The 23,412-nt window shown below is 63.9% G+C and carries 21 protein-coding genes; 6 read left to right on the forward strand and 15 right to left on the reverse strand.

All coding sequences use genetic code 11. The features are described from left to right. The first annotated feature begins 241 nt into the window (after positions 1-241). A complete protein-coding gene (locus AC1DIM_RS17105) occupies positions 242-994 on the forward strand; it encodes a polysaccharide deacetylase family protein (protein WP_477711697.1) in 753 nt (250 codons plus the stop codon). Positions 995-1,321: 327 nt separating this feature from the next. On the opposite strand, the gene AC1DIM_RS17110 is transcribed toward AC1DIM_RS17105, so the two are convergent. The 5 genes from AC1DIM_RS17110 to glnA form a co-directional block, all read right to left on the reverse strand. Beyond that, on the reverse strand, positions 1,322-1,843 hold the full coding sequence (locus AC1DIM_RS17110) for a GNAT family N-acetyltransferase (RefSeq protein ID WP_477711698.1): 522 nt from the start codon (positions 1,841-1,843) through the stop codon (positions 1,322-1,324). Between the two features lie 77 nt (positions 1,844-1,920). After that, positions 1,921-2,670: an amino acid ABC transporter ATP-binding protein gene (locus AC1DIM_RS17115; RefSeq protein WP_477711699.1), complete on the reverse strand. Its 750-nt coding sequence runs from the start codon at positions 2,668-2,670 to the stop codon at positions 1,921-1,923. Further along, positions 2,667-4,139 carry an amino acid ABC transporter substrate-binding protein/permease gene (locus AC1DIM_RS17120; RefSeq protein ID WP_477711737.1) on the reverse strand — a complete coding sequence of 491 codons (1,473 nt, stop codon included), beginning with the start codon at positions 4,137-4,139 and terminating at the stop codon, positions 2,667-2,669. Before AC1DIM_RS17120 ends, AC1DIM_RS17115 begins: the two co-directional genes overlap by 4 nt. 166 nt (positions 4,140-4,305) lie before the next feature. After that, the gene (locus AC1DIM_RS17125) at positions 4,306-7,317 is read right to left on the reverse strand and encodes a bifunctional [glutamine synthetase] adenylyltransferase/[glutamine synthetase]-adenylyl-L-tyrosine phosphorylase (protein ID WP_477711700.1); all 3,012 of its coding nucleotides are present in this window, start codon (positions 7,315-7,317) and stop codon (positions 4,306-4,308) included. A 9-nt stretch (positions 7,318-7,326) separates the two neighbouring features. Beyond that, complete coding sequence (gene glnA, locus AC1DIM_RS17130; RefSeq protein ID WP_477711701.1) at positions 7,327-8,667, reverse strand: type I glutamate--ammonia ligase; 1,341 nt, start codon at positions 8,665-8,667, stop codon at positions 7,327-7,329. A gap of 264 nt (positions 8,668-8,931) precedes the next feature. Between glnA and panB the strand changes: the two genes are divergently transcribed. After that, positions 8,932-9,837, forward strand: a complete 906-nt coding sequence (gene panB, locus AC1DIM_RS17135) for a 3-methyl-2-oxobutanoate hydroxymethyltransferase (RefSeq protein ID WP_477711702.1) — start codon at positions 8,932-8,934, stop codon at positions 9,835-9,837. 24 nt (positions 9,838-9,861) lie between these two features. Here panB and AC1DIM_RS17140 read toward each other — a convergent pair whose 3' ends face one another. Together AC1DIM_RS17140 and AC1DIM_RS17145 are read right to left on the reverse strand one after the other, a co-directional pair. Further along, on the reverse strand, positions 9,862-10,452 hold the full coding sequence (locus AC1DIM_RS17140; protein WP_477711703.1) for a YceI family protein: 591 nt from the start codon (positions 10,450-10,452) through the stop codon (positions 9,862-9,864). Between the two features lie 24 nt (positions 10,453-10,476). After that, positions 10,477-10,641, reverse strand: a complete 165-nt coding sequence (locus AC1DIM_RS17145) for an SPOR domain-containing protein (RefSeq protein WP_477711704.1) — start codon at positions 10,639-10,641, stop codon at positions 10,477-10,479. Between the two features lie 120 nt (positions 10,642-10,761). On the opposite strand from AC1DIM_RS17145, the gene map reads away from it, so the two are divergent. From map to AC1DIM_RS17160, 3 genes are all read left to right on the forward strand, one after another. Beyond that, entirely contained in the window at positions 10,762-11,640 is an 879-nt protein-coding gene (gene map / locus AC1DIM_RS17150; RefSeq protein ID WP_477711705.1) for a type I methionyl aminopeptidase, read from the forward strand. A 59-nt stretch (positions 11,641-11,699) separates the two neighbouring features. Next, positions 11,700-12,503, forward strand: a complete 804-nt coding sequence (ppgK, locus tag AC1DIM_RS17155) for a polyphosphate--glucose phosphotransferase (protein WP_477711706.1) — start codon at positions 11,700-11,702, stop codon at positions 12,501-12,503. 214 nt (positions 12,504-12,717) lie between these two features. Next, the gene (locus tag AC1DIM_RS17160; RefSeq protein WP_477711707.1) at positions 12,718-13,710 is read left to right on the forward strand and encodes a patatin-like phospholipase family protein; all 993 of its coding nucleotides are present in this window, start codon (positions 12,718-12,720) and stop codon (positions 13,708-13,710) included. A 15-nt stretch (positions 13,711-13,725) separates the two neighbouring features. Here the strand turns inward: AC1DIM_RS17160 and nrdR are convergent, their stop codons facing one another. From nrdR to AC1DIM_RS17175, 3 genes are all read right to left on the reverse strand, one after another. After that, positions 13,726-14,232 carry a transcriptional regulator NrdR gene (nrdR, locus tag AC1DIM_RS17165; RefSeq protein ID WP_477711708.1) on the reverse strand — a complete coding sequence of 169 codons (507 nt, stop codon included), beginning with the start codon at positions 14,230-14,232 and terminating at the stop codon, positions 13,726-13,728. Positions 14,233-14,360: 128 nt separating this feature from the next. Continuing rightward, positions 14,361-15,737, reverse strand: coding sequence for a histidinol dehydrogenase (gene hisD / locus AC1DIM_RS17170; RefSeq protein WP_477711709.1), 1,377 nt, complete (start codon positions 15,735-15,737; stop codon positions 14,361-14,363). Between the two features lie 9 nt (positions 15,738-15,746). Then, positions 15,747-16,298, reverse strand: a complete 552-nt coding sequence (locus AC1DIM_RS17175; RefSeq protein WP_477711710.1) for a hypothetical protein — start codon at positions 16,296-16,298, stop codon at positions 15,747-15,749. A gap of 135 nt (positions 16,299-16,433) precedes the next feature. On the opposite strand from AC1DIM_RS17175, the gene AC1DIM_RS17180 reads away from it, so the two are divergent. Further along, complete coding sequence (locus AC1DIM_RS17180) at positions 16,434-16,931, forward strand: flavin reductase family protein (RefSeq protein WP_190988919.1); 498 nt, start codon at positions 16,434-16,436, stop codon at positions 16,929-16,931. 9 nt (positions 16,932-16,940) lie between these two features. Here AC1DIM_RS17180 and dnaE read toward each other — a convergent pair whose 3' ends face one another. The 5 genes from dnaE to AC1DIM_RS17205 form a co-directional block, all read right to left on the reverse strand. After that, positions 16,941-20,498: a DNA polymerase III subunit alpha gene (gene dnaE, locus AC1DIM_RS17185; protein ID WP_477711711.1), complete on the reverse strand. Its 3,558-nt coding sequence runs from the start codon at positions 20,496-20,498 to the stop codon at positions 16,941-16,943. A gap of 50 nt (positions 20,499-20,548) precedes the next feature. Continuing rightward, complete coding sequence (locus AC1DIM_RS17190; RefSeq protein ID WP_477711712.1) at positions 20,549-21,475, reverse strand: RluA family pseudouridine synthase; 927 nt, start codon at positions 21,473-21,475, stop codon at positions 20,549-20,551. Beyond that, positions 21,468-22,040 (reverse strand): signal peptidase II, encoded by a 573-nt coding sequence (gene lspA / locus AC1DIM_RS17195; protein ID WP_477711713.1) that lies wholly within the window; start codon positions 22,038-22,040, stop codon positions 21,468-21,470. Before lspA ends, AC1DIM_RS17190 begins: the two co-directional genes overlap by 8 nt. 91 nt (positions 22,041-22,131) lie before the next feature. Next, positions 22,132-22,827 carry a DivIVA domain-containing protein gene (locus tag AC1DIM_RS17200; protein ID WP_477711714.1) on the reverse strand — a complete coding sequence of 232 codons (696 nt, stop codon included), beginning with the start codon at positions 22,825-22,827 and terminating at the stop codon, positions 22,132-22,134. Positions 22,828-23,005: 178 nt separating this feature from the next. After that, positions 23,006-23,293 carry a YggT family protein gene (locus AC1DIM_RS17205; protein WP_477711715.1) on the reverse strand — a complete coding sequence of 96 codons (288 nt, stop codon included), beginning with the start codon at positions 23,291-23,293 and terminating at the stop codon, positions 23,006-23,008. Between the last annotated feature and the right edge of the window lie 119 nt (positions 23,294-23,412).

The raw sequence follows: 23,412 nt of genomic DNA on the forward strand, positions 1-23,412 counted from the left end.
TGAAAACGGGCATAACCTGAAAACGGGCATAACCGCAGCCAGGCCTCAAGCCCGGGCACCACGCCGTTGGCGGAGGCCTTCCTGTGAGGCAACGAAGCGCCTTCCCGGAGGTTTTCCACTGAGGCAACGACTGCAGCTACGCGGAGGTCTTCTATGAGTCAACGCGAGGTATTTACACCGCCGGAGCGGCAGCCGTAAGGTGCTCACTTAGCACCGTTCAAGGCATCCTTGGGAAAGGAAGATGAGCACCGTGAAAAAGAGCAAGATTTCCGTGGTGGCCCTGGCCGCCGCGAGCTTGGTCCTGGCCCTGCTGGCCGGCGGCCCCGCCTCGGCGGCCCATGCAGCCGACAAGCCGCTGATCGGCTTGACGTTCGACGACGGGCCCTCGCCCGAGCGCACCGCGTTCGTCCTCGACGTCCTCAAGCAAAAGGACGTCAAGGCGACATTCTTCCTCGAGGGCTCCCACGCTCAGCTGTACCCCGACCTCGTCCGCAGGATCCAGGCTGAGGGGCATGTGATCGGGAACCACTCGTGGGACCACCCCAACTTCCCCGATCTCACCCAGGCGAACCAGAAGCAGCAGATCGACAGCACCAACGATGCCATTAAGGCCGTCACCGGCGAGGCGCCCAAGCTCATGCGCTTCCCGTTCGGCAACAGCACCCCCTACGCGGTCGGCTATCTCAACACCCTCGGCATGAGCGGCGGGGTTGTTTGGCATTGGGACGTCGGCAATCCCGGCGACTTCGAGTGCCCCGGTGCGGCCGGAGTCCAGCAGTATGTGATGGCGGAGGCAGCGCCCGGCGCGATCATCCTGCTCCACGATGCTGAAGACGTCTTGTCCTGCCCCTCGACGCAATGGACCTACTTGGCCGCCACCATCGACGCACTGCGGGCCCAGGGCTACGAGTTTGGGGTGGTTGCCCCCTCCGCCACGGCCAACCCGGTCAATCAGGGCTCCCCGGCCGTTGTGGTCGCGCCCGCCGGCTCCTAGCCGCCGCCGGTATAGTCCGCGAGGTACGCGAGGTGCGTTCTCAAAGGTATGAATAAACCGCGGCACGCTTCAGTGCGACGAACTCCGCCCGGGCAGCCAACATCCATGTTGAGCCGTCCGGGCGGACTTTTCCGGATCGGGCAGGTGCGGTGCAAGGTGGGGGCTGGCTCCAGACGTGCTGAGACCAAGAGCCAGCCCCCTGACATGTGCTCCCCCGGACGAAGACTTTTCAAGCCTTCCCCCCAACAAGGACTGAAGAACACCGCCACCCACATGATGGGTCAATGTGCGCCCGGAGGCAATGTTGTGGCTGCGTGTCTGTCCGAATTACGCCGCGAAGGAGCGGAACATGATCCGTTGCGGCCCGGAACTCCCGCCCAGGTACTGTCCCTGGTCCACAAATCCTGCGTTCCGGTAGGCGGCCAGGCCGGCCGGGTTGCCCTCATTGACGGAAAGAACGACGCCGGACTGACCGCCGCCGTGCCTCTCTGTCAGTTGGGCGGCTGCCGCCACCGCCGCGGCCGCTGCGAGCCGTCCCAGTCCCCTTCCCTGGTGCCGACGGTCGATCGCGAACCCGCGCAGCAACCAGGCGGATTCGTCATCCGGCCAGCCGGCGAGGGTCGCGGCGCCCGTCTGCAGTGTCAGGATACCGACGGCGGTTCCGTTGGAGTCAATGGCGAAAGGATACCGGCTATCCTCCTCCAGTCCCACGAGTGCCATGCGGAGCGGTTCACCCACGTACCTCCGCTGGTTATCGGTGACTTCGAGTCGGGCAATCTCACCCAGCTTCACGGCGCGGGCGTCCTCGTCCACATCCTTCAGCGGCAACAGCCACACGTTTTCACGCATCAAAGCAGCCTACCCATCGCATTGCCGTGACCTCGCTGCCGCACGCCGGCCCTTGCAGCCCAGTACCGGTCTCCGGATCAAAGAACTTTGGACAGGAAGTCCTGGGTCCGCTGCTGTTGCGGGTTTCCGAACAGCAGCTCCGGCTTTCCCTGCTCGCAGATGACACCGTCCGCCATAAAGAGCACACGGTCGGCGACCTCACGGGCAAAGCCCATTTCATGCGTCACCAAGACCATGGTCATGCCTTCAGCGGCCAGGTCCTTGATGACCTGCAGCACCTCGCCCACCATCTCGGGGTCGAGCGCGGAGGTTGCTTCGTCGAAAAGCATGATATCCGGGTTCATGGCCAGTGCCCGGGCTATCGCGACGCGCTGCTTTTGGCCGCCGGACAGCGACGCCGGGCGGGCGTCGGCTTTCTCGGCCAGTCCGACGCGTTCCAGCAGCTTCCTGGCGCTTGCCCGGGCCTCGTCCTTGCCCTGCTTCTTCGATTCCACCGGTGCCAGCATGATGTTCTCAATCACGGACATGTGCGGAAAGAGGTTGAAGTGCTGGAAAACCATGCCGATGTGCCGGCGGACCTCGTTGATGTCCACTTTGGGGTCCGAGACGTCAAACCCGTCCACGGTGACGTGACCGGCCGTGATGTCCTCGAGCTTGTTCAGGCAGCGCAGGAAAGTGGATTTTCCTGAGCCGGAGGGACCGATCACGCAAACCACCTCGCCTTCCGCAACTTCCGCGTTGATGCCTTTGAGGACCTCATGCACCCCGAAGGACTTTTTGAGGTCTCTGACCGAGATCTTGCTGGCGGCACTGACTGCTGTGCTCATTTGTTGAACCTCTTATCTGCAACGTTGGCCAGTTTGGTCAGGAGCATGATCACCACGAAGTACAGAACAGCCACAATCAGCAGTGTTTCGGTAATCCGGAAGTTCCCGGCGTAGATCTGCTGGCCTTGGTAGAGGAGTTCGGCGAAGCCGATGGCGAGCAGCAGCGAGCTGTCCTTGAGCATGATAATCAGCTGGTTAATCAGGGAAGGCGTCATGATTTTGAAGGCCTGTGGGACAACGACCCTCTGCATGGACTTGGCGTAGCCAAGGCCCAGGCTGCGGCTGGCTTCGAGCTGGCCCGGGTCCACGGATTGGATGGATCCGCGGACGATTTCCGTGATGTAGGCACCGGAGTTAAGGCTCAGGGTCAGCACACCCGCCACCCAGATGTCGATCGGCTGGCCCGTCAGCTGCGGGATGCCGAAGTAGAAGAAGAACGCCCACACCAGCAGCGGTGTCCCGCGGAAGACGCTGACGAAGGTTGTGGCGATGCCGCGGAGCAGCACGCTGGTGGAGATCTTCAGGAAGCCCATGAACAGACCGATCAGCATGGCGATCGCGAAGGAAATCGCCGTCACCAGCACGGTGTTGCCCAGGCCCTTCATCAGCGCGGGGAAGCTATTGACCAGCAGGTCCCAGAAGCTGGAAGGGGTGGCCTGGGTCGGGTCCTTGAGGTACTTATCCAGGATTTCCTGGTACTTGCCGCTGGACTTCAACTCACCCAACCCGGTGTTGAACGCCTGCAGGAGCTCCGGGTTCTTGCCCTTGTTGACGGCGAAGCCGTAGGAGCCGCCCTTTTCCTTCCCGGTCACGGCCTTCAGCCCGTTGTTCTGGCTGATGCCGTATGCCAGGACCGGGTAGTCGTCGAAAACGGCGACGGCGTTCCCGGACTTCACGAGCTCGTACATCGTGGCGGACTGGTCCAGGGATTTGACCGTGAAGCCGTACTTGTCCGCGATGGATTTGGCGAATGTTTCGCCCTCACTGCCGGTCTTGGCCGTGACCGTCTTCCCTTTGAGGTCCTCGTAACCCTTGATGTCCGAGTTGGCCTTCGCGACTGCCATCTGGACGCCCGACTCGAAATAGGGGTCGGAGAAATCGTAAATCTGCTTGCGCGGCTCCGTGATGGACATGCCGGCGATCACACCGTCCACCTGGTTGGACGAGAGCGCCTGGAGTGCGGCGTTGAAGCCGAGCGACTTGATCTCGACCGCGAATCCCTGCTTCTTCGCGATCTCCTGGATGATATCCATGTCGATGCCGGTCAGCTCGCCGCCGGCGTCGCGGAACTCGAACGGAGCGAACGTGGTGTCCGTCCCGATGACAAAAGTCTTTCCGGAAAGGCTCGACGGCGCGGTGGCCGGATGCGCTGAACCGGCGGTGACCGCCGGTGCGTCCGTCGGTGCCGCGGAAGCGCCAACGGCACCGAACAGCATGGCGGCAAAGGCCAGCAATGCTCCGATAACCATGGCCCGCCGCGGCCGGACGGCCCCAGTGTGCTGGAGTCTGGACAAGTTCTAATAACCCCTAGGTAAGTGCGGCGGCCGGTCCTTGGACCGGCAAACTGACCCCTAGAGGTTACCCGCATTTGGCGGCCGCCGTCACCGGCGCGCCCGCCGGAGGATTTGTCCGCCCCTAATGGCCGTAGAAAACTCGCTCGAAGACCGCCCGGGCCCGCCGGCTCAGGCGCAGGTAATCTTCCTCCAGTGCGGCAGCGTGGCCAGGTTCATAGCCGCACCAGCGCGCCACTGCTTCAAGGTCCCGCCGTGAGGACGGCAGCAGGTCCGATGCCCTGCCGCTCCAGATGACGTTGGCGGAACGGATCCGGCTGGCCAGGCGCCATGAATCCGCCAGCAGTTTCGCGTCCGCCACCGAGAGCAGGCCCAGGGAGGCCGCCGCGTCCAGGGCCTCCACGGTGGAGGTTGTCCGCAGCTCCGGATGCTTACCCGCGTGCTGAAGCTGCAGGAGCTGAACCAGCCACTCGACGTCGCTCAGTCCCCCGCGCCCCAGTTTCAGGTGGCGTGCCGGATCCGCCCCGCGGGGCAGCCGCTCCGCCTCGACCCGGGCCTTGACCCTGCGCACTTCACGGACGTCATGCTCTGAAATCTTTTCCGGGTACCTGATCGGATCGATGAGGGCCATGAAATCGCTCGCCAGGGCATCGTCCCCGGCCATCGGGCGCGCCCGCAGCAACGCCTGCGCCTCCCAGATCAGGGACCACCGGCGGTAATACTCGGCGAAGGAATCCAGGGAACGCACCATGGCGCCGTTCTTTCCCTCGGGACGGAGATCCGCATCCATCTGCAGCACCCGCTCGGCCAGAATGGCAGGCTTCAGCGGCTGCGTCAGGAGGTTTGAGACCTTGGAGACGATCCGGGCCGCCTGTTCCTGGGCTTCCTCCTCCGTGTAGCCGGGCAGAGCCCGGTGAACGTACATCACGTCGGCGTCAGAGCCGTACCCGATCTCGCGACCACCCTGCCGGCCCATGGCAACGATCAGCACCGCGGTCTTGAGGGGGCCCTTCGCAGACACAATGCCTTCGGCCACCCGCAGGGCGCCCAGCACCGCTGCCCGGTCCGTGTCCGCCAGGGCTGCGCCAACCTCGTCCTGGTTGAGTAGTCCCGCCGAGTCGGCGATGGCGATCCGCAGGATTTCCCGGCGCCGGATCAACCGGATCAGCCGCATGGCGCTTTCCGGATCGGAATGGCGCGACATTTTGGCGGTAATTTCCTGCCATTGGGCTTCGAAACCCAGCGGTGCGAGGTCCTTGTTCGTTCCCAGCCATGCCACCGCCTCCGGCGATACCTCCAGTAAGTCCGCGATCAGGCGTGAGTTGGAGAGAACGTGGCACAACCGCTCGGCCGCAGCTGTGGAGTCACGGAGCATACCCAGATACCAGTGAGTGGTTCCGAGCGCTTCGCTGACCCGCCGGAATGCGAGGAGCCCCGCATCCGGATCAACGCCTTCGGCAAGCCAGTCCAGCAGGATGGGCAACAGCTGGCGCTGCAGGGCGGCGCGCCGGCTGACCCCGGCGGTCAACGCCTCGATGTGCCGCATGGCTCCCTTGGGGTCAAGGTAACCCAGGGCAGCGAGGCGGCCCTGGGCTGCTTCGGGCGTCAGCTTGGCGTCTTCGGTGCTGAGTTTGGCGGCTGTGTTGAGCAGCGGGCGATAGAAGATGCGTTCGTGCAGCTCGCGGACGGATCTCTTGGTTTTCTGCCACTGTGCGAGCAGAGCGTCCGAGTGCGGACGGTCCATGGAGAAGGGCCCAAGCACTGCCTTGGCGAGTGCGCGCAGGGCCGCTTCACTAACCGGCATGAGGTGGGTTCGGCGGAGTTGGAACAGCTGAATCCGGTGTTCCAGAAGCCGGAGATAGCGGTAGGCCTGGTCAAAGGCCGCGGCGTCGGACCGGCCAATGTAGCCGCCGGCTGAGAGCGCCGCGATGGCGGCGGTGGTGTCCCTGCGGCGGAGCGACTCGTCGGATTTGCCGTGCACCAGCTGGAGCAGCTGAACCGTGAACTCAACGTCACGGAGGCCTCCCCGGCCGAGCTTGATCTGACGCTGCTCCTCGGCTGCGGGAATGTGTTCGGTAACCCGGCGGCGCATCGCCTGCACTGATTCGACGAAGCCCTCCCGCCCCGCGGAACTCCAGATGAGCGGCGCCACCGCATTTTCGTAGCGTTCCCCGAGTTCCCTGTCCCCCGCGATGGTGCGCGCCTTCAGCAGTGCCTGGAACTCCCAGCTCTCCGCCCAGCGCGCGTAGTAGCTCTCATGGGAGGCGAGGGTCCGCACCAGCGGCCCGGACTTCCCCTCCGGCCGGAGATTGGCGTCCACCTCCCAGAGGCCCGGCTCCCGCTCCACCGAGGAAATCGCCCTGGAGATCCCGGCTGCCAGTGCAGTACCGATCGTGATGGCCCGGGCATCGTCCAGGTCTCCGGCGTCGATCACATAGATAACATCGACGTCGGAAATGTAGTTCAGTTCGCGGGCTCCGCACTTACCCATGCCGATAACGGCCAAGCCAACGGCCGCCACTTCCACCGCGCTGAACTTCTCCGCAGCCTCCGCCCGGGAGACCGCCAGGGCAGCCTCGATGGCAGCCCCGGCAAGGTCGGCAAGTTCAGCGCCGACGGCGGGCATAAAGTCCAGCGGGTCTGCGGCGCACAGGTCCTTGACTGCCAGGTCCACTACCCCGCGACGGTAAGCAGTCCGCAAGGCGGCATACGCCTCGGAGCCGGTGATTCCGGCCAGCGGCCTCGATGACCGTGAGTCAGCCCGGACGGATGAGAGAAGAGTTGCCCGAAGCTGCTCCGGATCCGCCTGCAGCGGTTCCGGACTGGCGGTGACCTCGAAGGCCACCAGGTGTTCCGGGTGCCGGATCAGGAATTCACCCAGCGCCTCCGAGGCGCCCAGCACGCGGTAAAGCGGCTCGCTGACCTCCGGGTCGGCGGCAGCCAACTCCCGGAGGGCCGGGTATTTCTCGATCAGGCGGACCAGGGACTGCAGCGCGACGTCGGGGTTCGCTGCCATCTGCAGGCCCGCGAAGACCCGCTCCTGGTCCAGGCCTTCCAGTTCGGGGGCAGCCAGGAACCGCTCGCCCTTTTTCAGGTCACTGAAGCCGGCCGAGATGAGGCGGCGGGCGAGGCTCACCGCTGCCTCCTAGAGGATGCCCAGGTTGCGCTGCAGTTCGTAAGGCGTCACCTGGAGCCGGTAGTCCTGCCACTCCGCGCGCTTGTTGCGCAGGAAGTGCTCGAAGACCTGTTCGCCCAGGATCTGCGGCATTAGTTCCGAATCCTCCATGGACCGGATGGCGTCGTGGAGGCTGGCAGGCAGCGGATCATGCCCCATGGCGCGCCGTTCAGCCGAGCTCAGCGACCAGACGTCGTCCTCCGCCGCTGCCGGGAGTTCGTACCCTTCCTCGATGCCCTTCAGCCCCGCGCCCAGCAGGACTGCGTAGGCGAGGTACGGATTGGCCGCAGAATCGATGCCGCGGTATTCGATCCGGGCGGACTGGCCCTTTCCCGGCTTGTACAGCGGTACGCGGACCAGCGCCGAACGGTTGTTGTGACCCCAACTCAGGTAGCTTGGAGCTTCGCCGCCGCCCCACAGGCGCTTGTAGGAGTTGACGAACTGGTTGGTCACCGCCGTAAACTCCGGGGCGTGCTTCAGGATGCCGGCGATGAACTGGCGCGCCGTTTTGGAGAGCTGGAACTCTGCGCCGGCCTCGTAGAACGCGTTCGCGTCGCCTTCAAACAGCGAGAAGTGCGTGTGCATGCCGGACCCCGGGTGCTCAGTGAAGGGCTTGGGCATGAACGTGGCATAGGTGCCCTGCTGCAGGGCTACCTCCTTGATGACGGTCCGGAACGTCATGATGTTGTCCGCCGTCTGGAGGGCATCGGCGTACCGGAGGTCGATCTCGTTCTGCCCCGGCCCGGCTTCATGGTGGCTGAACTCCACCGAAATGCCGACGGACTCCAGCATGGTCACAGCCGTGCGGCGGAAGTCCTGGGCCACGCCACCGGGCACGTGGTCGAAATAGCCCCCTTCATCCACAGGAACTGGCGAGCCGTCGGGGCCAGGCTCCTGGGACTTCAGGAGGTAGAACTCAATTTCGGGGTGTGTGTAGCACGTGAACCCCATGTCTGCAGCTTTGGACAGCGTGCGCTTGAGGACGTTCCGAGGATCGGCGGAGGACGGTTCACCGTCCGGCGTCAGGATGTCGCAGAACATACGGGACGTCTGTTCCGTCTCACCGCGCCACGGCAGGATCTGGAAGGTGGACGGATCGGGCTGCGCCAGCATGTCTGATTCGAASACCCTGGCCAGGCCTTCGATGGATGAGCCATCGAAGCCGAGTCCCTCTTCGAAGGCACCCTCAACCTCGGCCGGCGCCAGTGCCACCGATTTGAGCGAGCCTACGACGTCGGTGAACCACAAACGTACGAACCGTATGTCGCGCTCCTCGATTGTGCGCAGGACAAACTCTTGCTGGCGGTCCATGGTGGCCTCTTCTCCGGTCAACGTTCATGCCCCGGGTCCGCGGGAGCGGCAGCCGGCAGCAGTTCACCATTACTTTACTAAGCAATCCACCCCGATGCGGGAGCCGCCGCCCCGCGTAACACAGGGTTAACATCGCAATGCAGCGCGATCCTGTAAACCAATGCCGGAATCGCCCCCTCCGGCGGCAGGGTTATGATGCGTATCACAGCGCGCGTGGCAGCAGGCGGGTGGCTAGGACCGGCTGTGCCGCACTACGCTCTTGCCATGGCCACAACCAATAGCTCCGACCCAGGCGCGTCCGCTGAAGTACCCGCACCCTACGGAAACGGGCCTGCACCGGCGCAGGCTTTGGCGTCGGGGGCYTCCGCCACGCCGGCACCGAGGGTCCGCATCCACCACCTGCAGCAGGCCAAGCGTGACGGCACCAGGTTCGCCATGCTGACCGCCTATGAGCAGTACAGTGCCGAGATCTTCGACCAGGCGGGCATTGACGTACTCCTGGTAGGAGACTCCGCGTCCAACAACGTCTTCGGCAACGAGACCAGCCTGCCGGTGACGGTGGACGAGCTCCTCCCGCTCTGCCGGGCGGTGGCGCGGTCGGCAAAACGCGCCCTGGTGGTGGCGGACCTGCCCTTCGGTAGTTATGAGGTCTCTGCGCAGCAGGCAGTGGCTACCGGCGTCCGGTTCCTCAAGGAAGGCCTGGCACACGCCGTCAAAATCGAAGGCGGCAAGTACTACGCGGAAACCGTCCAGGCCATGGTGCAGGCGGGGGTCCCGGTCATGGCCCACATCGGGTTCACGCCGCAAAGTGAGCACGCACTGGGCGGCTATCGTGTCCAGGGCCGGGGCGGGGACGCCCAGAGACTGATTGACGACGCCGTCGCGTTGGCTGAAGCGGGCGCGTTCAGTGTCCTGATGGAGATGGTGCCCGCGGAAACCGCGGCTGCCGTCGACGCCGCAATTGACGTTCCGACCGTGGGCATAGGCGCCGGCAATGCAACCACCGGCCAGGTTCTGGTCTGGCAGGACATGGCCGGACTCCGTGGCGGCCGGATGGCGAAGTTCGTGAAGCAGTACGCCGATCTCCGCACCACGCTCAGCGACGCGGCGAAAGCCTACGGCGAGGAAGTCCGGTTGGGACAGTTCCCCGGCCCTGAACACTCGTTCTAGCGCGGCGTCCTTCCGGCCGGGGCCTCACTCCCCGACTTTTGTGGCGCCGTCTTTTGTGGCACCGTCGTCGACCTTGATGGCGGACACCTCGAACTCGAGGGTGATTTTGTCCGACACCAGGACCCCACCGGAGTCCAGCGTGGTGTTCCATTTGAGCCCGAAGTCCTGGCGGTTGATGCGACGGGAACCTTCGAAGCCGGCCCGGAGGTTCCCCATGGGATCCCGTTCGACGCCCATAAAGTCCATCGGAATCGACACCTCCCGCGTGATGCCCCGGATGGTCACGCTGCCGCTGACAATGAAATGGCCCTCGTCCACCTGATCAACACGGTCGCTCACGAACGTGATGTCCGGAAAGTGGGGAGCGTCAAAGAAGTCGTTGGTCCGCAGGTGCTGATCGCGGTCCGCATTGCGGGTATCGATGCTCTCGACCTTGATGGTCAGCTGCACAGCTGAGCGTTCAGGGGCATCCGGGTGGACGGTGATGGTGCCCTCGAAGTCATTAAAAGCCCCGCGGACTTTGGTGACCATTGCGTGGCGGGTGGAAAAACCGATGCGCGTATGCGCCGGGTCGAATCGCCACTGACCTGCGTATTCGGGCCTGATGTCAGCCATGACGTGCCTCCTTGCCGGGACGGTTCAGTCCTCGTCGCCTTTTTCCCAGGATTCGTTGCGGGCGCGGACTTTCTCCAGCGCGTGCTCTGCCTCTGCGCGCGTCTTATACGGGCCAATCAGCTGGCTCCAGTCAGAGAGCGCGTCCTCTTCCACTTCGTGGGTGTTGACGTTGTACCAGTACTCAGTCATCGATGCTCCTCGTTCCGGCTTGCAGGAGGCCCCGCTGTGATCCACGTAACTTAACACTAGATGCGGACTGGTTGGGACTTCCATTACTTGGCGTTCTGCGGCGCCTTATATGATCAATGTATGCCTTCCCTCGCCTCCACTGCACCTACCGGAACCCTGACCAGGGGAACCGTCAGCCCGCAGCTCCCCGTTCCGGCGTCCATCCTGCGGCCGGAGTACGTGGGCAAGCCCGGCCCGGCCAAGTTCACCGGCTCGGAGGTCAAGTCGGCTGAAACTGTCGACAGGATCCGGATTGCCAGTAAGATCGCAGCCCAGGCCATAGTCGAAGTGGGAAAACATATCCAGCCGGGAGTCACCACGGACCAGCTGGACAAAGTGGGCCACGAGTTCCTGTTGGACCACAAGGCCTACCCGTCCACCCTGGGCTACCGGGGATTTCCCAAGTCCCTGTGCTCGTCGCTGAATGAGGTCATCTGCCACGGCATCCCGGACGACACAGTGGTCCAGGACGGCGACATCATCAACATCGACATCACGGCCTTCATTAACGGCGTGCACGGCGATACCAATTACACCTTCCTGGTGGGGGACGTCGACGAGGAATCACGCCTTCTGGTGGAGCGCACCCACGAGTCGCTCAACCGGGCCATCAAAGCCGTGGCCCCGGGCCGCGAAATCAACGTGATCGGCCGTGCCATCCAGTCCTACGCGAAACGCTTTGGCTACGGCGTGGTGCGGGACTTCACCGGCCACGGCGTGGGTGAAGCATTCCACACCGGCCTGATCATCCCGCACTACGATGCCGCCCCTGCCTACAGCACCGTGATCGAGCCAGGAATGGTGTTCACCATCGAACCCATGTTGACCCTCGGCACCGTCGAGTGGGACATGTGGGAGGACGACTGGACTGTTGTGACCCGCGACCACAAGCGGACCGCCCAGTTTGAACACACCCTGCTGGTGACGGACTCCGGCGCCGAAATCCTCACGCTCCCCTAATTTCTCTGGACCCCCGGTCAGCCGCCCGGCCTGCCCGCCCTGCCACGAACGGAAAAACATTGGCTCACAAGGACGAGAAGTCGAACAAGAAAGCCCCGCTGATTGGCATCGACATCGGCGGCACCGGGATCAAGGGCGGCATTGTCGACCTGAAGAAGGGCAAGCTCCTGGGTGAACGCTTCCGCGTTCCCACTCCCCAACCTTCCACCCCTGAGGCAGTAGCCGAAGTGGTGGCACAGGTTGTGGCCGAGCTTTCCGGCCGCCCCGAGGCTCCGGCCGCCGATTCGCCGGTGGGCGTGACGTTCCCCGGTATCATCCAGCACGGTGTGGTTCATTCCGCGGCGAACGTGGACAAGAGCTGGCTCAACACGGACATCGACGCCCTGCTCACGGCCCGTCTTGGCCGCCCGGTAGAGGTCATTAACGACGCCGACGCCGCCGGGCTCGCTGAGGCGCGGTACGGCGCCGGTGCCGGTGTCGACGGCACGGTTTTGGTCATCACGCTGGGCACCGGGATTGGGTCGGCCTTTATCTTCAACGGCCATCTGGTACCCAATGCCGAACTGGGCCACTTGGAGATTGACGGCTTCGACGCTGAAACCAAGGCCTCCGCCGTGGCCCGCGAGCGGGACGGCCTGACCTGGGACCAATACAGCGTGCTGCTTCAGCGCTATTTCTCGCACGTCGAGTTTCTTTTCTCCCCGGAGCTGTTCATTGTGGGCGGCGGCATCTCCAAACGCGCGGACGAGTACTTGCCCAACCTCAAGCTCCGCACCCCTATTGTGCCCGCTGAGTTGAAGAACGAGGCGGGAATCGTGGGCGCCGCCGTCGAAATCGCCGTGAAGCACAAGCTCACCAAGTAGACGTTGACTGACTTGGCTGACCCGCGACACCGGGCGCCCATTGCGCACCGCGACTCCGGTGTGCCACCATGTCCCGTATTCGTGTTCCATCGGCAGGAGGTGAGACCCATGTACGCAGTATCCGCAATGGGCGCTCCGCTGCAGTCCGGGATCGCGCGACTGAAATAGTCGCACCGGGAGCGCCCCGCCAGGCACTTCGCGAAAGGCGACTCCCATGAACACAACACCTTCTTCAACTCCGCATTACACGTCGACGGCGACCTCCCACCTGCCGGAGTACGGCCAGGATCAGCCGCAGGTCGACGCCGTCCGGCGGGTGCGCCCGTCCGGCGACCGGGCGTTGGTCCTCGGCGGCGGCGGGTCGACAGGCAACGCGTGGCTGATCGGCGTCCTCGCCGGCCTTCTTAAGGCCGGGCTGGATGTGACCGAGGCCGAACTGGTCATCGGGACGTCGGCCGGATCCACGGCCGCGGCCCAGATAGCTGGCGCGACCCCGGCCGAACTGTTTGACGCCATTGTTGCCGCGGCGCCCCTGCAACGGACCGGTCAGGTCGGATCCAACGCCGGACGCGCCGCGCTCAGGCCAGTGACTGACACCCTGGAGCGAACCGGCAGGATCATCGCCGCCGCTGAGGATGCGGCTGACATGCGCCGCAGGATGGGAGCGGCGGCACTGGACCTCGCTGCGGCGTCGGACGGTTCCGGGCAAACGCGGTGGCGTGCAACCGTCGACGCGCGGCTGCCCAGTCAGCACTGGCCACAGCGAACGGTGCTCATCACGGCGGTGGATGCCCATACCGGTGAACCGGCCGTGTTCGACCGCCATAGCGGCGTCGACCTGGTGGACGCCATTGCCGCCAGCTGTGCCAGCAGCTTCGCCTACGGAATCGGGGACAACAAATATATCGACGGCGGCTACCGGCGCAACGAGAATGCAGACCTGGCGGCGGGATGCGGCCGGGTGCTGGTGCTGTCGCCCTTCGGCGGCAGGACACGGATGCCGCTGGAGTGGAGCATGCATCTTTCGGCACAGGTCGACGAGCTACGCTCAGGCGGCAGCAGAGTCGAAACGATCTTCCCGGACAGCAACTCCGAGTACATGTTCGGCGCCCATGCCATGGATCTGTCGCTGCGTCCCCCCGCTGCCCAGGCTGGTTACAACCAAGGCATGGCCCTTGCCGGGCAGCTCACCGAATTCTGGCGCTGACGACGCCACCAATGATTACAGCGGGCTCTTTTCGGAGCTCCTGGTGCTCTTCGCTGCGGGTCCGGCGGTTTCTTCCACCGACTCGTGGCGGAGCAGCGCAATGGCCGTCTCGAAGTCTTCCAACGATTCGAAGGCCTGGTATACGCTGGCGAAGCGCAGGTATGCCACCTGGTCAAGCTTCTGCAGCGGGCCCAGGATCACAAGGCCCACTTCGTGGGCTTCGATCTCTGCCGCCCCCGACGCGCGGATCTGCTCTTCCACTTCCTGGGCGAGGAGCGCGAGGTCATCTTCGCTGACCGGGCGCCCCTGGCAGGCTTTGCGGACGCCGTTGATGACCTTGCTACGGCTGAAGGGTTCGCCGACGCCTGAGCGTTTGATAACCGAAAGGCTGGTGGTTTCCACCGTGGTGAATCTGCGGCCACACTCGGGGCACTGACGGCGGCGCCTGATGGCCGAGCCGTCGTCTGCCATGCGGCTGTCCACAACGCGGGAGTCCGGATTGCGGCAGAACGGACAGTACATGGTGACGACTCCCTCAATCTCAGCGTGCGGCCTACCACTGCATCTTACGCCACCGCAGGCCCTGAACTACTATATGTAGTGTTCCTGCGGACTACATGTTGTGCTTTTGACGAGCCGCTGGTCCGGAATCAGGTTGTTCCTGTGAAGCGTGCCGTGACCGCCTGGCCGTGCGCCGGCAGGTCTTCGGCACCGGAAAGGCTGACGATGTGGCCGCTGACTTCCTGCAGGGCGGCCCGGCTGTAATTGACCACCTGGATGGCGCGCAGGAACGTGGTCACGTTCAGGCCGGAGGAGAACGCCGCCGTACCGCTGGTGGGCAACACATGGTTGGAGCCGGCACAGTAGTCCCCCAGGCTGACGGGACTGTAGTCCCCCACGAAGATGGCCCCTGCATTCCGGATTCTGGCGGCCACCGCTGACGCGTCAGCGGTCATGATTTCCAGGTGCTCGGCAGCATACGCATCGCAGGCTGCAACACCCTGATCAAGGTCCTCCACGAGGACGACGCCGGACTGGGGCCCGGACAGCGCCTCGCACACCCTGGCTGAGTGCTTGGTGGCGGCCGCTTGCCGGTCCAGTTCAATGCGGACGGCGGCGGCAAGATCCTCCGAATCGGTGATGAGGACCGAAGCTGCCTTGGGGTCGTGTTCGGCCTGGCTGATCAGGTCAGCGGCCACAAGGTCCGGCTGCGCGGACGAGTCGGCCAGAATGGCGATCTCGGTGGTTCCGGCCTCCGAGTCGATGCCCACCACGCCCTTGACAAGCCGCTTCGCAGTGGCCACAAAGATGTTTCCGGGACCGGTGACCACATCAACGGGCTCCAGGGCTGGTCCCGCGTCAGAGGCTTCCACGCCGTACGCGAACGCAGCGATGGCCTGCGCGCCGCCGATGGCGTACACCTCGCTGATGCCGAGCAGGGCAGCCGCCGCAAGAATGGTCGGGTGCGGAAGCCCGCCGAAGTCTTTTTGCGGAGGGGAGGCAAGGGCGATGGATTCCACACCGGCGGCCAGCGCCGGGACGACGTTCATGATCACCGAGGACGGGTAGACCGCCAAGCCGCCGGGAACGTAGAGCCCCACACGCGAGACCGGAACCCAGTTCTGGCTTACCAGGGCGCCGTCGCCGAGTTCGACGTCGACGTTGCGCGGCCGCTGCCCGTCCGCGAACCGCCGGGCGCGGCTGATGGATTCGTCCAGCGCGCTGCGAACGGCCGGGTCCAGTTCTGCCAAAGCCTTCGCCAGCGCGTGGGCCGGAACCCGGGGGTGCACCTGGTCGACTCCGTCGAACCGCTGGGCAAGGTCACTGAGCGCGGCGAACCCCTGTCCGCGGACCGCGTCGATGATGTGAAGGACCTTGTCTTCAGCGTCCGCCACGGTGTTCTGCCTGGCCCGGGGAACTGCGGCGCGCAGGCCGGCCAATGTCAGTCCCCTTCCCCGCAGGTCGACTGTCCGGAAGCTGACGGTGGCGGTTGGCGGGGTTGCTGGAGATTCAGGAGAAATGGTCACCGGTTCATTTTACGCGCCGGGCGCTGTGCCTTCGGCGACAGGTTCGCTCCCGGCGACGGGTGCGCTCCCGCCGTCGGACCCCTTTCGGAGCAGATTCAGCAGGCTCAGGGCAAACACCGACGCTGCGGTTGCAGCGGGCCACATCAGCAGTACGGACAATGAGCGGAGGGAAAACGCCACACTGGCATTGATCGTCGCGTCCACTGGCGCGCCCCACAAGCGGCCTGCCACCACGCCCGTTTGCCAGGCAACGACGGCCCCTACGAGGCCGCCGGCCAGGCTGAGGAGGAAAGCCGGTTGCGCAGCACGGCCGCCCTTATCCGTGAGGAGTACGGCCATCAAGCAGCCGGCGAACACTAGGAGGCCGCCGAGGGTGAGGTCCCGCGGCAGCCACACTGCCGGGTTGGTTCCGGCGCCGAATGCCGGGTTGCGGGTGATCAGGTTCAGCCCGCCGGGAGCGAGCAGCCACCACAGCAGTCCCACCGGGACACCGCCGGCCGCGGCAGCACCAAACCACTTCCATGGCAGCCGGGCGGAAGGGTGGCCGATGTGTTTTTCCATGAAACAAACCTTAACAAACGTGGGTGCGCATGGCTGCATGACGTGGATGGTCAGTCGATTCCGCTGTGCCGGGCCGGAGCAATACGCTTGAGGGAGAGTCCGTATGAGCATAATTTTGAGGGAGCAGTTTTCACGATGTCAGATGCAGCGCCGTTTGAGGGCACGTTCAAGGAAATGTTCCGGCGCCACGCTGCCGGCGTCGCCATCATCACGGTGAACTACCAGGGCGAGCCGTACGGCTTTACGGCCACGTCCGTGGCGTCGCTCTCGGCTCAGCCACCGCGCTTCACTTTCAACATGGCCCGCAGCTCAAGCTCCTGGCCGGCTGTGGCCAACGCCACCCACCTCGGCGTGCATATGCTGGGCTTGGAGAACCAGGCCCTGGCGGACCGCTTCGCGCGGACCAAGGACCGTTTCGGCGGCGATCACTGGGAGCTGGGACCGCATGATGTCCCGATCCTCAAGGACGTCGCAGGCTGGCTGATCGGCAAGATCCAGATGCGGCTATCCTTCGAGAACAACGCCGTGGTGGTAGTCGAGGTGGTCGAGGGCGCCGTGGGCGAGGATGGCTCGCCGCTCTTGTACCACGCAGGCAGCTATGGCCAGCCAGTCCCGCTGGACTACGAAATCTAGCCGCGACAGCTAGTAGTCCAGGCAGGTCGGCCCGAGCAGCACCTTCAGGTCCCCGAACAGTGACGGGCTTGGGTTGACCCTGAGGTGCACCGGCAGCGCCATGACTTCGGTTCGGGTATCCCCCTGCAGGTGCAGCCGGACCTCGGAATTCCCCCGGTGGTTCCGCAGGACATCGCCGAGCTCGGTCACCACCGCCTCGGTGGCCTTGTGGGTGGGCATCGAAATCTGCAGCGGACCGTTCGTTCCCTCGCTGAGGTCCGGAACGCTCAGTTCCATGCAGTTCAGTGTCACGGCACCGTCGTCGCGTCGCTGCAAGCGACCCTTCACCACCACGATCAGGTCCTCGGCCAATACCGATGCGATCGGTCCGTAGACCTGGCCGAAGAACATGACCTCCATGGACCCGCCAAGGTCTTCGATCTCGGCACGTGCGTAGGCATTGCCGCTCGCCTTGGCGATCCGGCGGCTCAGTGAGGTGATCATGCCCGAGATGGTGACAATCGCACCGTCATGCGGCCCGTCTTCGGCAATGATCGATGTGATGCTCTGGTCCGCGTGCTGGCTGAGGAGTCCCTCGAGTCCCTGGAGCGGGTGGTCTGAGACGTACAGGCCCAGCATGTCCCGTTCGAAGGACAGCTTGTCCTTCTTCTCCCACTCCGGCAGGTCGGGAATCTCAATGCTCAGCGACGCCTCGGACTCGGCTTCCTCGAAGCCGGCGAAGAGGTCGAACTGGCCGATCGCCTCGTTGCGCTTGAGCGTGATGACCGAATCGATGGCCTCTTCATGGATCATTGCCAGCGCGCGCCGGTGGTGGTTGAGGGAGTCGAAGGCACCGGCCTTGATCAGGGATTCGATGGTGCGCTTGTTGCAGACCACGGCAGGAACCTTGACCAGGTAATCCTTGAAGGACGTGTAGGCGCCTTCCGCTTCGCGCGCTGCCACCATGGCTTCGACCGCGTTGACCCCCACGTTGCGGATGGCTCCCATGCCGAAACGGATGTCATTGCCCACAGGTGTGAAGTTCAGGGCGGACTCGTTGACATCCGGCGGCAGCACGGTGATTCCCATGCGCCGGCACTCGTTGAGGTAGATCGCCGATTTGTCCTTGTCATCACCCACCGACGTCAGCAGGGCAGCCATGTACTCGGGCGCATAATGCGCTTTCAGGTAAGCGGTCCAGTACGAAATCACGCCATACGCGGCAGAGTGCGCCTTGTTGAAGGCGTAGTCGGAGAACGGGAGCAGGATGTCCCAGAGGGTCTTGACAGCTGCCATGGAGTAGCCGTTGTCCTGCATGCCCTGGGAAAAACCGGCGAACTGCTTGTCCAGCTCGGATTTCTTCTTTTTGCCCATGGCGCGGCGGAGGATGTCTGCCTGGCCCAGCGAATAGCCGGCGAGTTTCTGCGCCACGGCCATCACCTGCTCCTGGTACACGATCAGGCCGTACGTCCCGCCAAGAATTTCCGCGAGCGGTTCCTTGAGCTCGGGATGGATCGGGATGACTTCCTGGATTCCGTTCTTTCGCAGGGCGTAGTCCGTGTGCGCATTGGCACCCATGGGACCCGGCCGGTAGAGCGCCAGGACAGCGGAGATGTCTTCGAAGTTGTCAGGCTTCATCAGCTTCAGGAGCGCACGCATCGGTCCGCCGTCGAGCTGGAACACGCCGAGGGTATCGCCCCGGGCCATCAGTTCGTAGGAGGCGACGTCGTCCAGGGCGAGGTTGTCCAGGTCCAGGTCGTGGCCGCGGTTGAGCTTGATGTTCTCCAGGGCGTCCGAGATGATCGTCAGGTTTCGCAGGCCCAGGAAGTCCATCTTGATCAGCCCCAGGCCTTCGCAGGTGGGGTAATCGAACTGCGTGATCACCTGGCCGTCCTGGATACGGCGCATGACGGGGATGACGTCGATGATGGGGTCCGAGGACATGATGACGCCGGCGGCGTGGACTCCCCACTGGCGTTTCAGTCCCTCGATGCCGAGGGCGGTCTCGAAGACCTTGGCGGCTTCGGGGTCGGTGCTGATGAGCTGGCGGAAGTCCCCCGCCTCGCTGTACCGCTTGGAGTCCTTGTTCTGGATGTCGGCCAGCGGGATGTCCTTGGCCATCACCGCCGGCGGGAGGGCCTTGGTTAGCTGCTCGCCCATGCTGAACGGGTAGCCCAGCACGCGGGAGGAGTCCTTGAGCGCCTGCTTGGTCTTGATGGTGCCGTACGTGACGATCATGGCCACGCGTTCGTCACCGTACTTGCGGGTGACGTAGTCGATCACCTCGGACCGGCGGCGATCATCGAAGTCGACGTCGAAGTCAGGCATCGAAACGCGGTCCGGGTTGAGGAAGCGCTCGAAGATCAGGCCGTGGTGCAGCGGATCAAGGTCGGTGATGCGCATCGCGTAGGCAACCATGGAACCCGCGCCCGAGCCGCGGCCCGGACCCACGCGGATGCCGTTGTTCTTGGCCCAGTTGATGAAGTCGGCCACCACCAGGAAGTAGCCGGGGAATCCCATGGAGGTGATGACTTCAAGCTCATAGTCGGCCTGCGTGCGGACCTTGTCCGGCACACCTCCCGGGTACCGGTATTCCAGACCGGTGGCAACTTCCTTGACCAGCCAGGATGTCTCGTCCTCGCCCGGCGGGCAGGGGAAGCGCGGCATGTAGTTGGCACCGGTGTTGAACGAGACTTCGCAGCGTTCGGCGATCAGCAGCGTGTTGTCGCACGCGTCGGGATGATCCCGGAACAGCTCGCGCATCTCCTGCGGCGACTTGAGGTAGTAGCCGCTGCCGGAGAACGCAAAACGCGAACCGCCGTTGTCGTACGAGGGCTCCAGCAGCGTCGAACCCGACTGGATGGCGAGCAGGGCCTCATGGGCCTTGGCATCATGCTCGTGCGTGTAGTGCAGGTCGTTGGTGGCCACCAGGGGCAGGTTAAGGTCCTTGGCAAGCCGCAGCAGGTCACCGGTGACCCGGCGTTCGATGTCCAGCCCGTGGTCCATCAGCTCGCAGAAATAGTTTTCCGCGCCGAAAATATCGCGAAATTCCGACGCCGCCTCCAGCGCCTCGCGGTACTGTCCGAGCCGGAGCCGCGTCTGGACTTCGCCCGACGGGCAGCCCGTGGTGGCAATCAGGCCTTCTGAATAGGTGTTCAGGAGCTCGCGGTCCAGCCGCGGCCACTTGCCAAAGACTGCGTCCAGCGAGGCGATGGAGGAGGCCCGGAAGAGGTTCCGCATGCCGGCGTTGTTGTAGCTCAGCAGCGTCATGTGGGTGTAGGAACCGCCGCCGGAGATATCGTCCTTGCGCTGGCTTTCCTCGCCCCAACGCACACGGCTCTTGTCCGTCCGCGCTGTACCGGGAGTCACATAGGCTTCGACGCCGATAATCGGTTTGATGCCCTGGTCCGTGGCACGCTTCCAGAAATCAAAGGCGCCGAACAGATACCCGTGGTCGGTGGTGGCGAGGGCTGGCATGCCGAGGCGTTCTGTCTCATCGAAGAGCTCTCCCAGACGGGCGGCGCCGTCCAACATGGAATATTCGGTGTGGTTGTGGAGATGAACGAACGAGGCATTGCTGGAAGTCACCGCACCATTCTAATCGCTGGCCGGCCCTCCCTGCCGCAGCGACCCAGTGCCTAGGCCTGGCCCGACTCCAGGATCTCCAAAGCGTAGGCCAGGTCCTGCGGGTATTCGCTGGTGACTGTCACACGCTCGCCGGTGACCGGGTGGTCAAAACCAAGCTGGCGCGCGTGCAGCCATTGCCGTGTCAGGCCCAGTGTCGCGGCGAGCCGGGGATCGGCGCCGTAGGTCAGGTCGCCGGCGCACGGGTGGCGCAGGGCCGAAAAGTGCACCCGGATCTGGTGGGTGCGCCCTGTTTCCAGGTGCACTTCCACCAGGGTTGCCTTGCCAAACGCTTCAAGTACCTCATAATGCGTAATCGACGGGCGGCCGTCCTCGATCACCGCAAAGCGCCAGTCGTGTCCGGGATGGCGGCCGATCGGCGCATCAATGGTGCCTTCCAGCGGATCCGGGAGCCCCTGGACCACCGCGTGGTAGACCTTGTCCACGGTGCGTTCCTTGAAGGCACGCTTCAGGGCGGTATAGGCGCGCTCAGTCTTGGCCACCACCATCACGCCGGACGTGCCGACGTCGAGCCTGTGGACGATGCCCACCCGCTCGGGGGCACCGGAGGTCGAGATCCGATACCCGGCACCGGCGAGGCCGCCCACCACGGTGGGTCCCACCCACCCGGGCGAAGGATGCGCGGCAACCCCTACCGGCTTGTCCACCACAACAAAATCGTCGTCGTCGAGCAGGATTTTCAGGCCTTCCACAACTTCCTCCACCACTTCGAGCGGGTCCCGTCGTTCAGGCACCGTCACTTCCAGGATGTCCCCGGCCACCAGGCGCGCGGACTTTCCAAGTTTCTTACCGCGGCTAAGCACGTTGCCTTCGGCAATGAGTGTCGCCGCCAGCGAGCGGGAAATCCCCATCAGCCCTGCAAGCCCCGCATCTGCCCGGGTTCCGTCGAATTCGTCGGCCACCACCACGCGCTCAGGCATCGTCTGACTTCTCCTTGGGTGCGGCGACATGCCGTGAGCCGTCCAGCGAGATCCCCCGCAGCGTCAAAATACAAATGATGGACACCGCAGAGACCACCGCAGAATCGGCGATGTTGAAAATCGCAAAATTAGGCAGCTGGATGAAGTCCACCACGTGTCCCATGGCGAAAGAAGGCTCCCGGAATAGCCGGTCCGTCAGGTTGCCCAGCGCCCCGCCGAGGAGAAGGCCCAATGCCAGCGCCCACCACGCCGACCCGAGCTTGCGCAGCTGGAACAGGATGGCAATAGCAACTCCGGCCATGATGATGGAAAACACCCACGTCACGTTCTCGCCGATGGAAAAGGCGGCACCGGAATTCCGGATGAAGTACCAATGCAGGAGCGGCGGCAGCACGGGGATGCGCTCCCCCTCCACCATCGTGGTGGTGACCCAGATTTTTGTCAGCTGGTCAAAGGCATAAGCGAAGACTGCGAAACCCGCGAAAAGCGAGAGCAGAAGCCTTTTCCCTGGACGGGGTGATGAGGGCGCGGGGTGTACAGCGTCTGCGGCAAGGTCGTCAGTCATGGTGCTTTCATTTGTAAAACCGATGTTAATCACAAAAGCCGGCGGCCGAGGAATCCTCAGCCACCGGCCTTCAGAATACGTGCTTGACGGACTAGTTCGCTTCGACCTCAGGCGCCGCAACGGAACCGCGGGCGTCAAGGTCGCGCAGCTGGCCTTCAATGTAGGCCTTCAGGCGTGAGCGGTAATCGCGTTCGAATCCACGGAGCTGCTCGACCTTGCGCTCCAGGACGGAACGCTGCTGCTCCAGGGCGCCAAGAATCTTACGGGACTTCTCCTGGGCGTCGTTCACCAGGCTGCTGGCTTCGATCTGGGCCTCGGCGATGATCTTGTCCTTCTGGGACTGGCCATCGGCCACGTGACGGTCGTGCATCTGCTGCGCCATGGCGAGCAGACCGGCTGCGGACTCGGCGGAAACGCTGCTCCCCGCCGCGGGTGCAGGAGCGGCAGCCGGGACGGCTGCAACGGTGGCGACAGGCTCGGCTTCCTTCTTCTTCGGAGCCTCGGCAACCTTCGTCTCGGCTTCGGCCTTAGCCGGCGACTCGACCTTGTCGGCCTTGACAGGCGCAGGGACCTTCTCAACCACGGGTGCGGCTGCAGCGGAGCTGGCCGGCACGGCAGAACCGGATTCGGCAAGCTTCTTACGGAGCTCGTCATTCTCCTGGTTCAGGCGCCTGAGTTCCACAACGATTTCGTCCAGGAAATCGTCAACTTCGTCCTGGTCATAGCCTTCGCGGAACTTGGTCGGCTGAAAGCGCTTGTTGACAACGTCTTCTGGCGTCAAAGCCATCTGGTCACCTCATTGGTCTAGTTAGTCAGTAGGCCTTCCGGCCGTCAAAACTACGGTACCTAAAATTTGTCTGGTTCCTCTAATTCAACACTGGGTGTCAAACTGGAGATTTCTTTCGCTTCACAGTGATGAGTTCCGTTTCAGGAACCACCCCTGAACTGCTAGGTCTTGTCGAAGATTACGCGAAACCCCTGGTCACCGCCATTGCGATGCTCACCGCGATGAAGAGAATGAGGAATCCGAGGTCCAGGGTCACCCCGCCTAGCCTCAGCGGGGGGATGACCCGCCTGAGCCCCTTGAGTGGCGGGTCGGTCACCGAATACACCGTGTGGGCCGTCACGAGGGCCGCACCACGGGGGCGCCATTCCCTGGCAAACATCTGCACCCAGTCAAAGACCAGGCGGATGATCAGGGCTACGAAGAACAGCAGCAGGGCTATATAGAGAAGTCCGAAAACAATTCCCATGACTTAACTCATATCTCCATGTCCATTCCGGATACCGCAGTGCCCTGCCAACGTTTCTTGTCTATTTCAGCACAGATGCCAGACAGGTGTCCCTGCCTGGCATCAGCAATAAGCTTTGT

It is taken from the genome of Pseudarthrobacter sp. 01T43 (assembly GCF_056398665.1).

What these genes read in the sequence shown, in the direction of transcription:
- nrdR (WP_477711708.1), bottom strand. Translation starts at nt 14,232, where the DNA reads ATGTACTGTCCGTTCTGCCGCAATCCGGACTCCCGCGTTGTGGACAGC.
- AC1DIM_RS17115 (WP_477711699.1), bottom strand. Translation starts at nt 2,670, where the DNA reads ATGAGCACAGCAGTCAGTGCCGCCAGCAAGATCTCGGTCAGAGACCTC.
- AC1DIM_RS17140 (WP_477711703.1), bottom strand. Translation starts at nt 10,452, where the DNA reads ATGGCTGACATCAGGCCCGAATACGCAGGTCAGTGGCGATTCGACCCG.
- AC1DIM_RS17180 (WP_190988919.1), top strand. Translation starts at nt 16,434, where the DNA reads ATGTCAGATGCAGCGCCGTTTGAGGGCACGTTCAAGGAAATGTTCCGG.
- AC1DIM_RS17120 (WP_477711737.1), bottom strand. Translation starts at nt 4,139, where the DNA reads ATGGTTATCGGAGCATTGCTGGCCTTTGCCGCCATGCTGTTCGGTGCC.
- AC1DIM_RS17190 (WP_477711712.1), bottom strand. Translation starts at nt 21,475, where the DNA reads ATGCCTGAGCGCGTGGTGGTGGCCGACGAATTCGACGGAACCCGGGCA.
- AC1DIM_RS17205 (WP_477711715.1), bottom strand. Translation starts at nt 23,293, where the DNA reads ATGGGAATTGTTTTCGGACTTCTCTATATAGCCCTGCTGCTGTTCTTC.
- AC1DIM_RS17110 (WP_477711698.1), bottom strand. Translation starts at nt 1,843, where the DNA reads ATGCGTGAAAACGTGTGGCTGTTGCCGCTGAAGGATGTGGACGAGGAC.
- AC1DIM_RS17105 (WP_477711697.1), top strand. Translation starts at nt 242, where the DNA reads ATGAGCACCGTGAAAAAGAGCAAGATTTCCGTGGTGGCCCTGGCCGCC.
- AC1DIM_RS17145 (WP_477711704.1), bottom strand. Translation starts at nt 10,641, where the DNA reads ATGACTGAGTACTGGTACAACGTCAACACCCACGAAGTGGAAGAGGAC.
- AC1DIM_RS17200 (WP_477711714.1), bottom strand. Translation starts at nt 22,827, where the DNA reads ATGGCTTTGACGCCAGAAGACGTTGTCAACAAGCGCTTTCAGCCGACC.
- map (WP_477711705.1), top strand. Translation starts at nt 10,762, where the DNA reads ATGCCTTCCCTCGCCTCCACTGCACCTACCGGAACCCTGACCAGGGGA.
- AC1DIM_RS17175 (WP_477711710.1), bottom strand. Translation starts at nt 16,298, where the DNA reads ATGGAAAAACACATCGGCCACCCTTCCGCCCGGCTGCCATGGAAGTGG.
- AC1DIM_RS17160 (WP_477711707.1), top strand. Translation starts at nt 12,718, where the DNA reads ATGAACACAACACCTTCTTCAACTCCGCATTACACGTCGACGGCGACC.
- lspA (WP_477711713.1), bottom strand. Translation starts at nt 22,040, where the DNA reads ATGACTGACGACCTTGCCGCAGACGCTGTACACCCCGCGCCCTCATCA.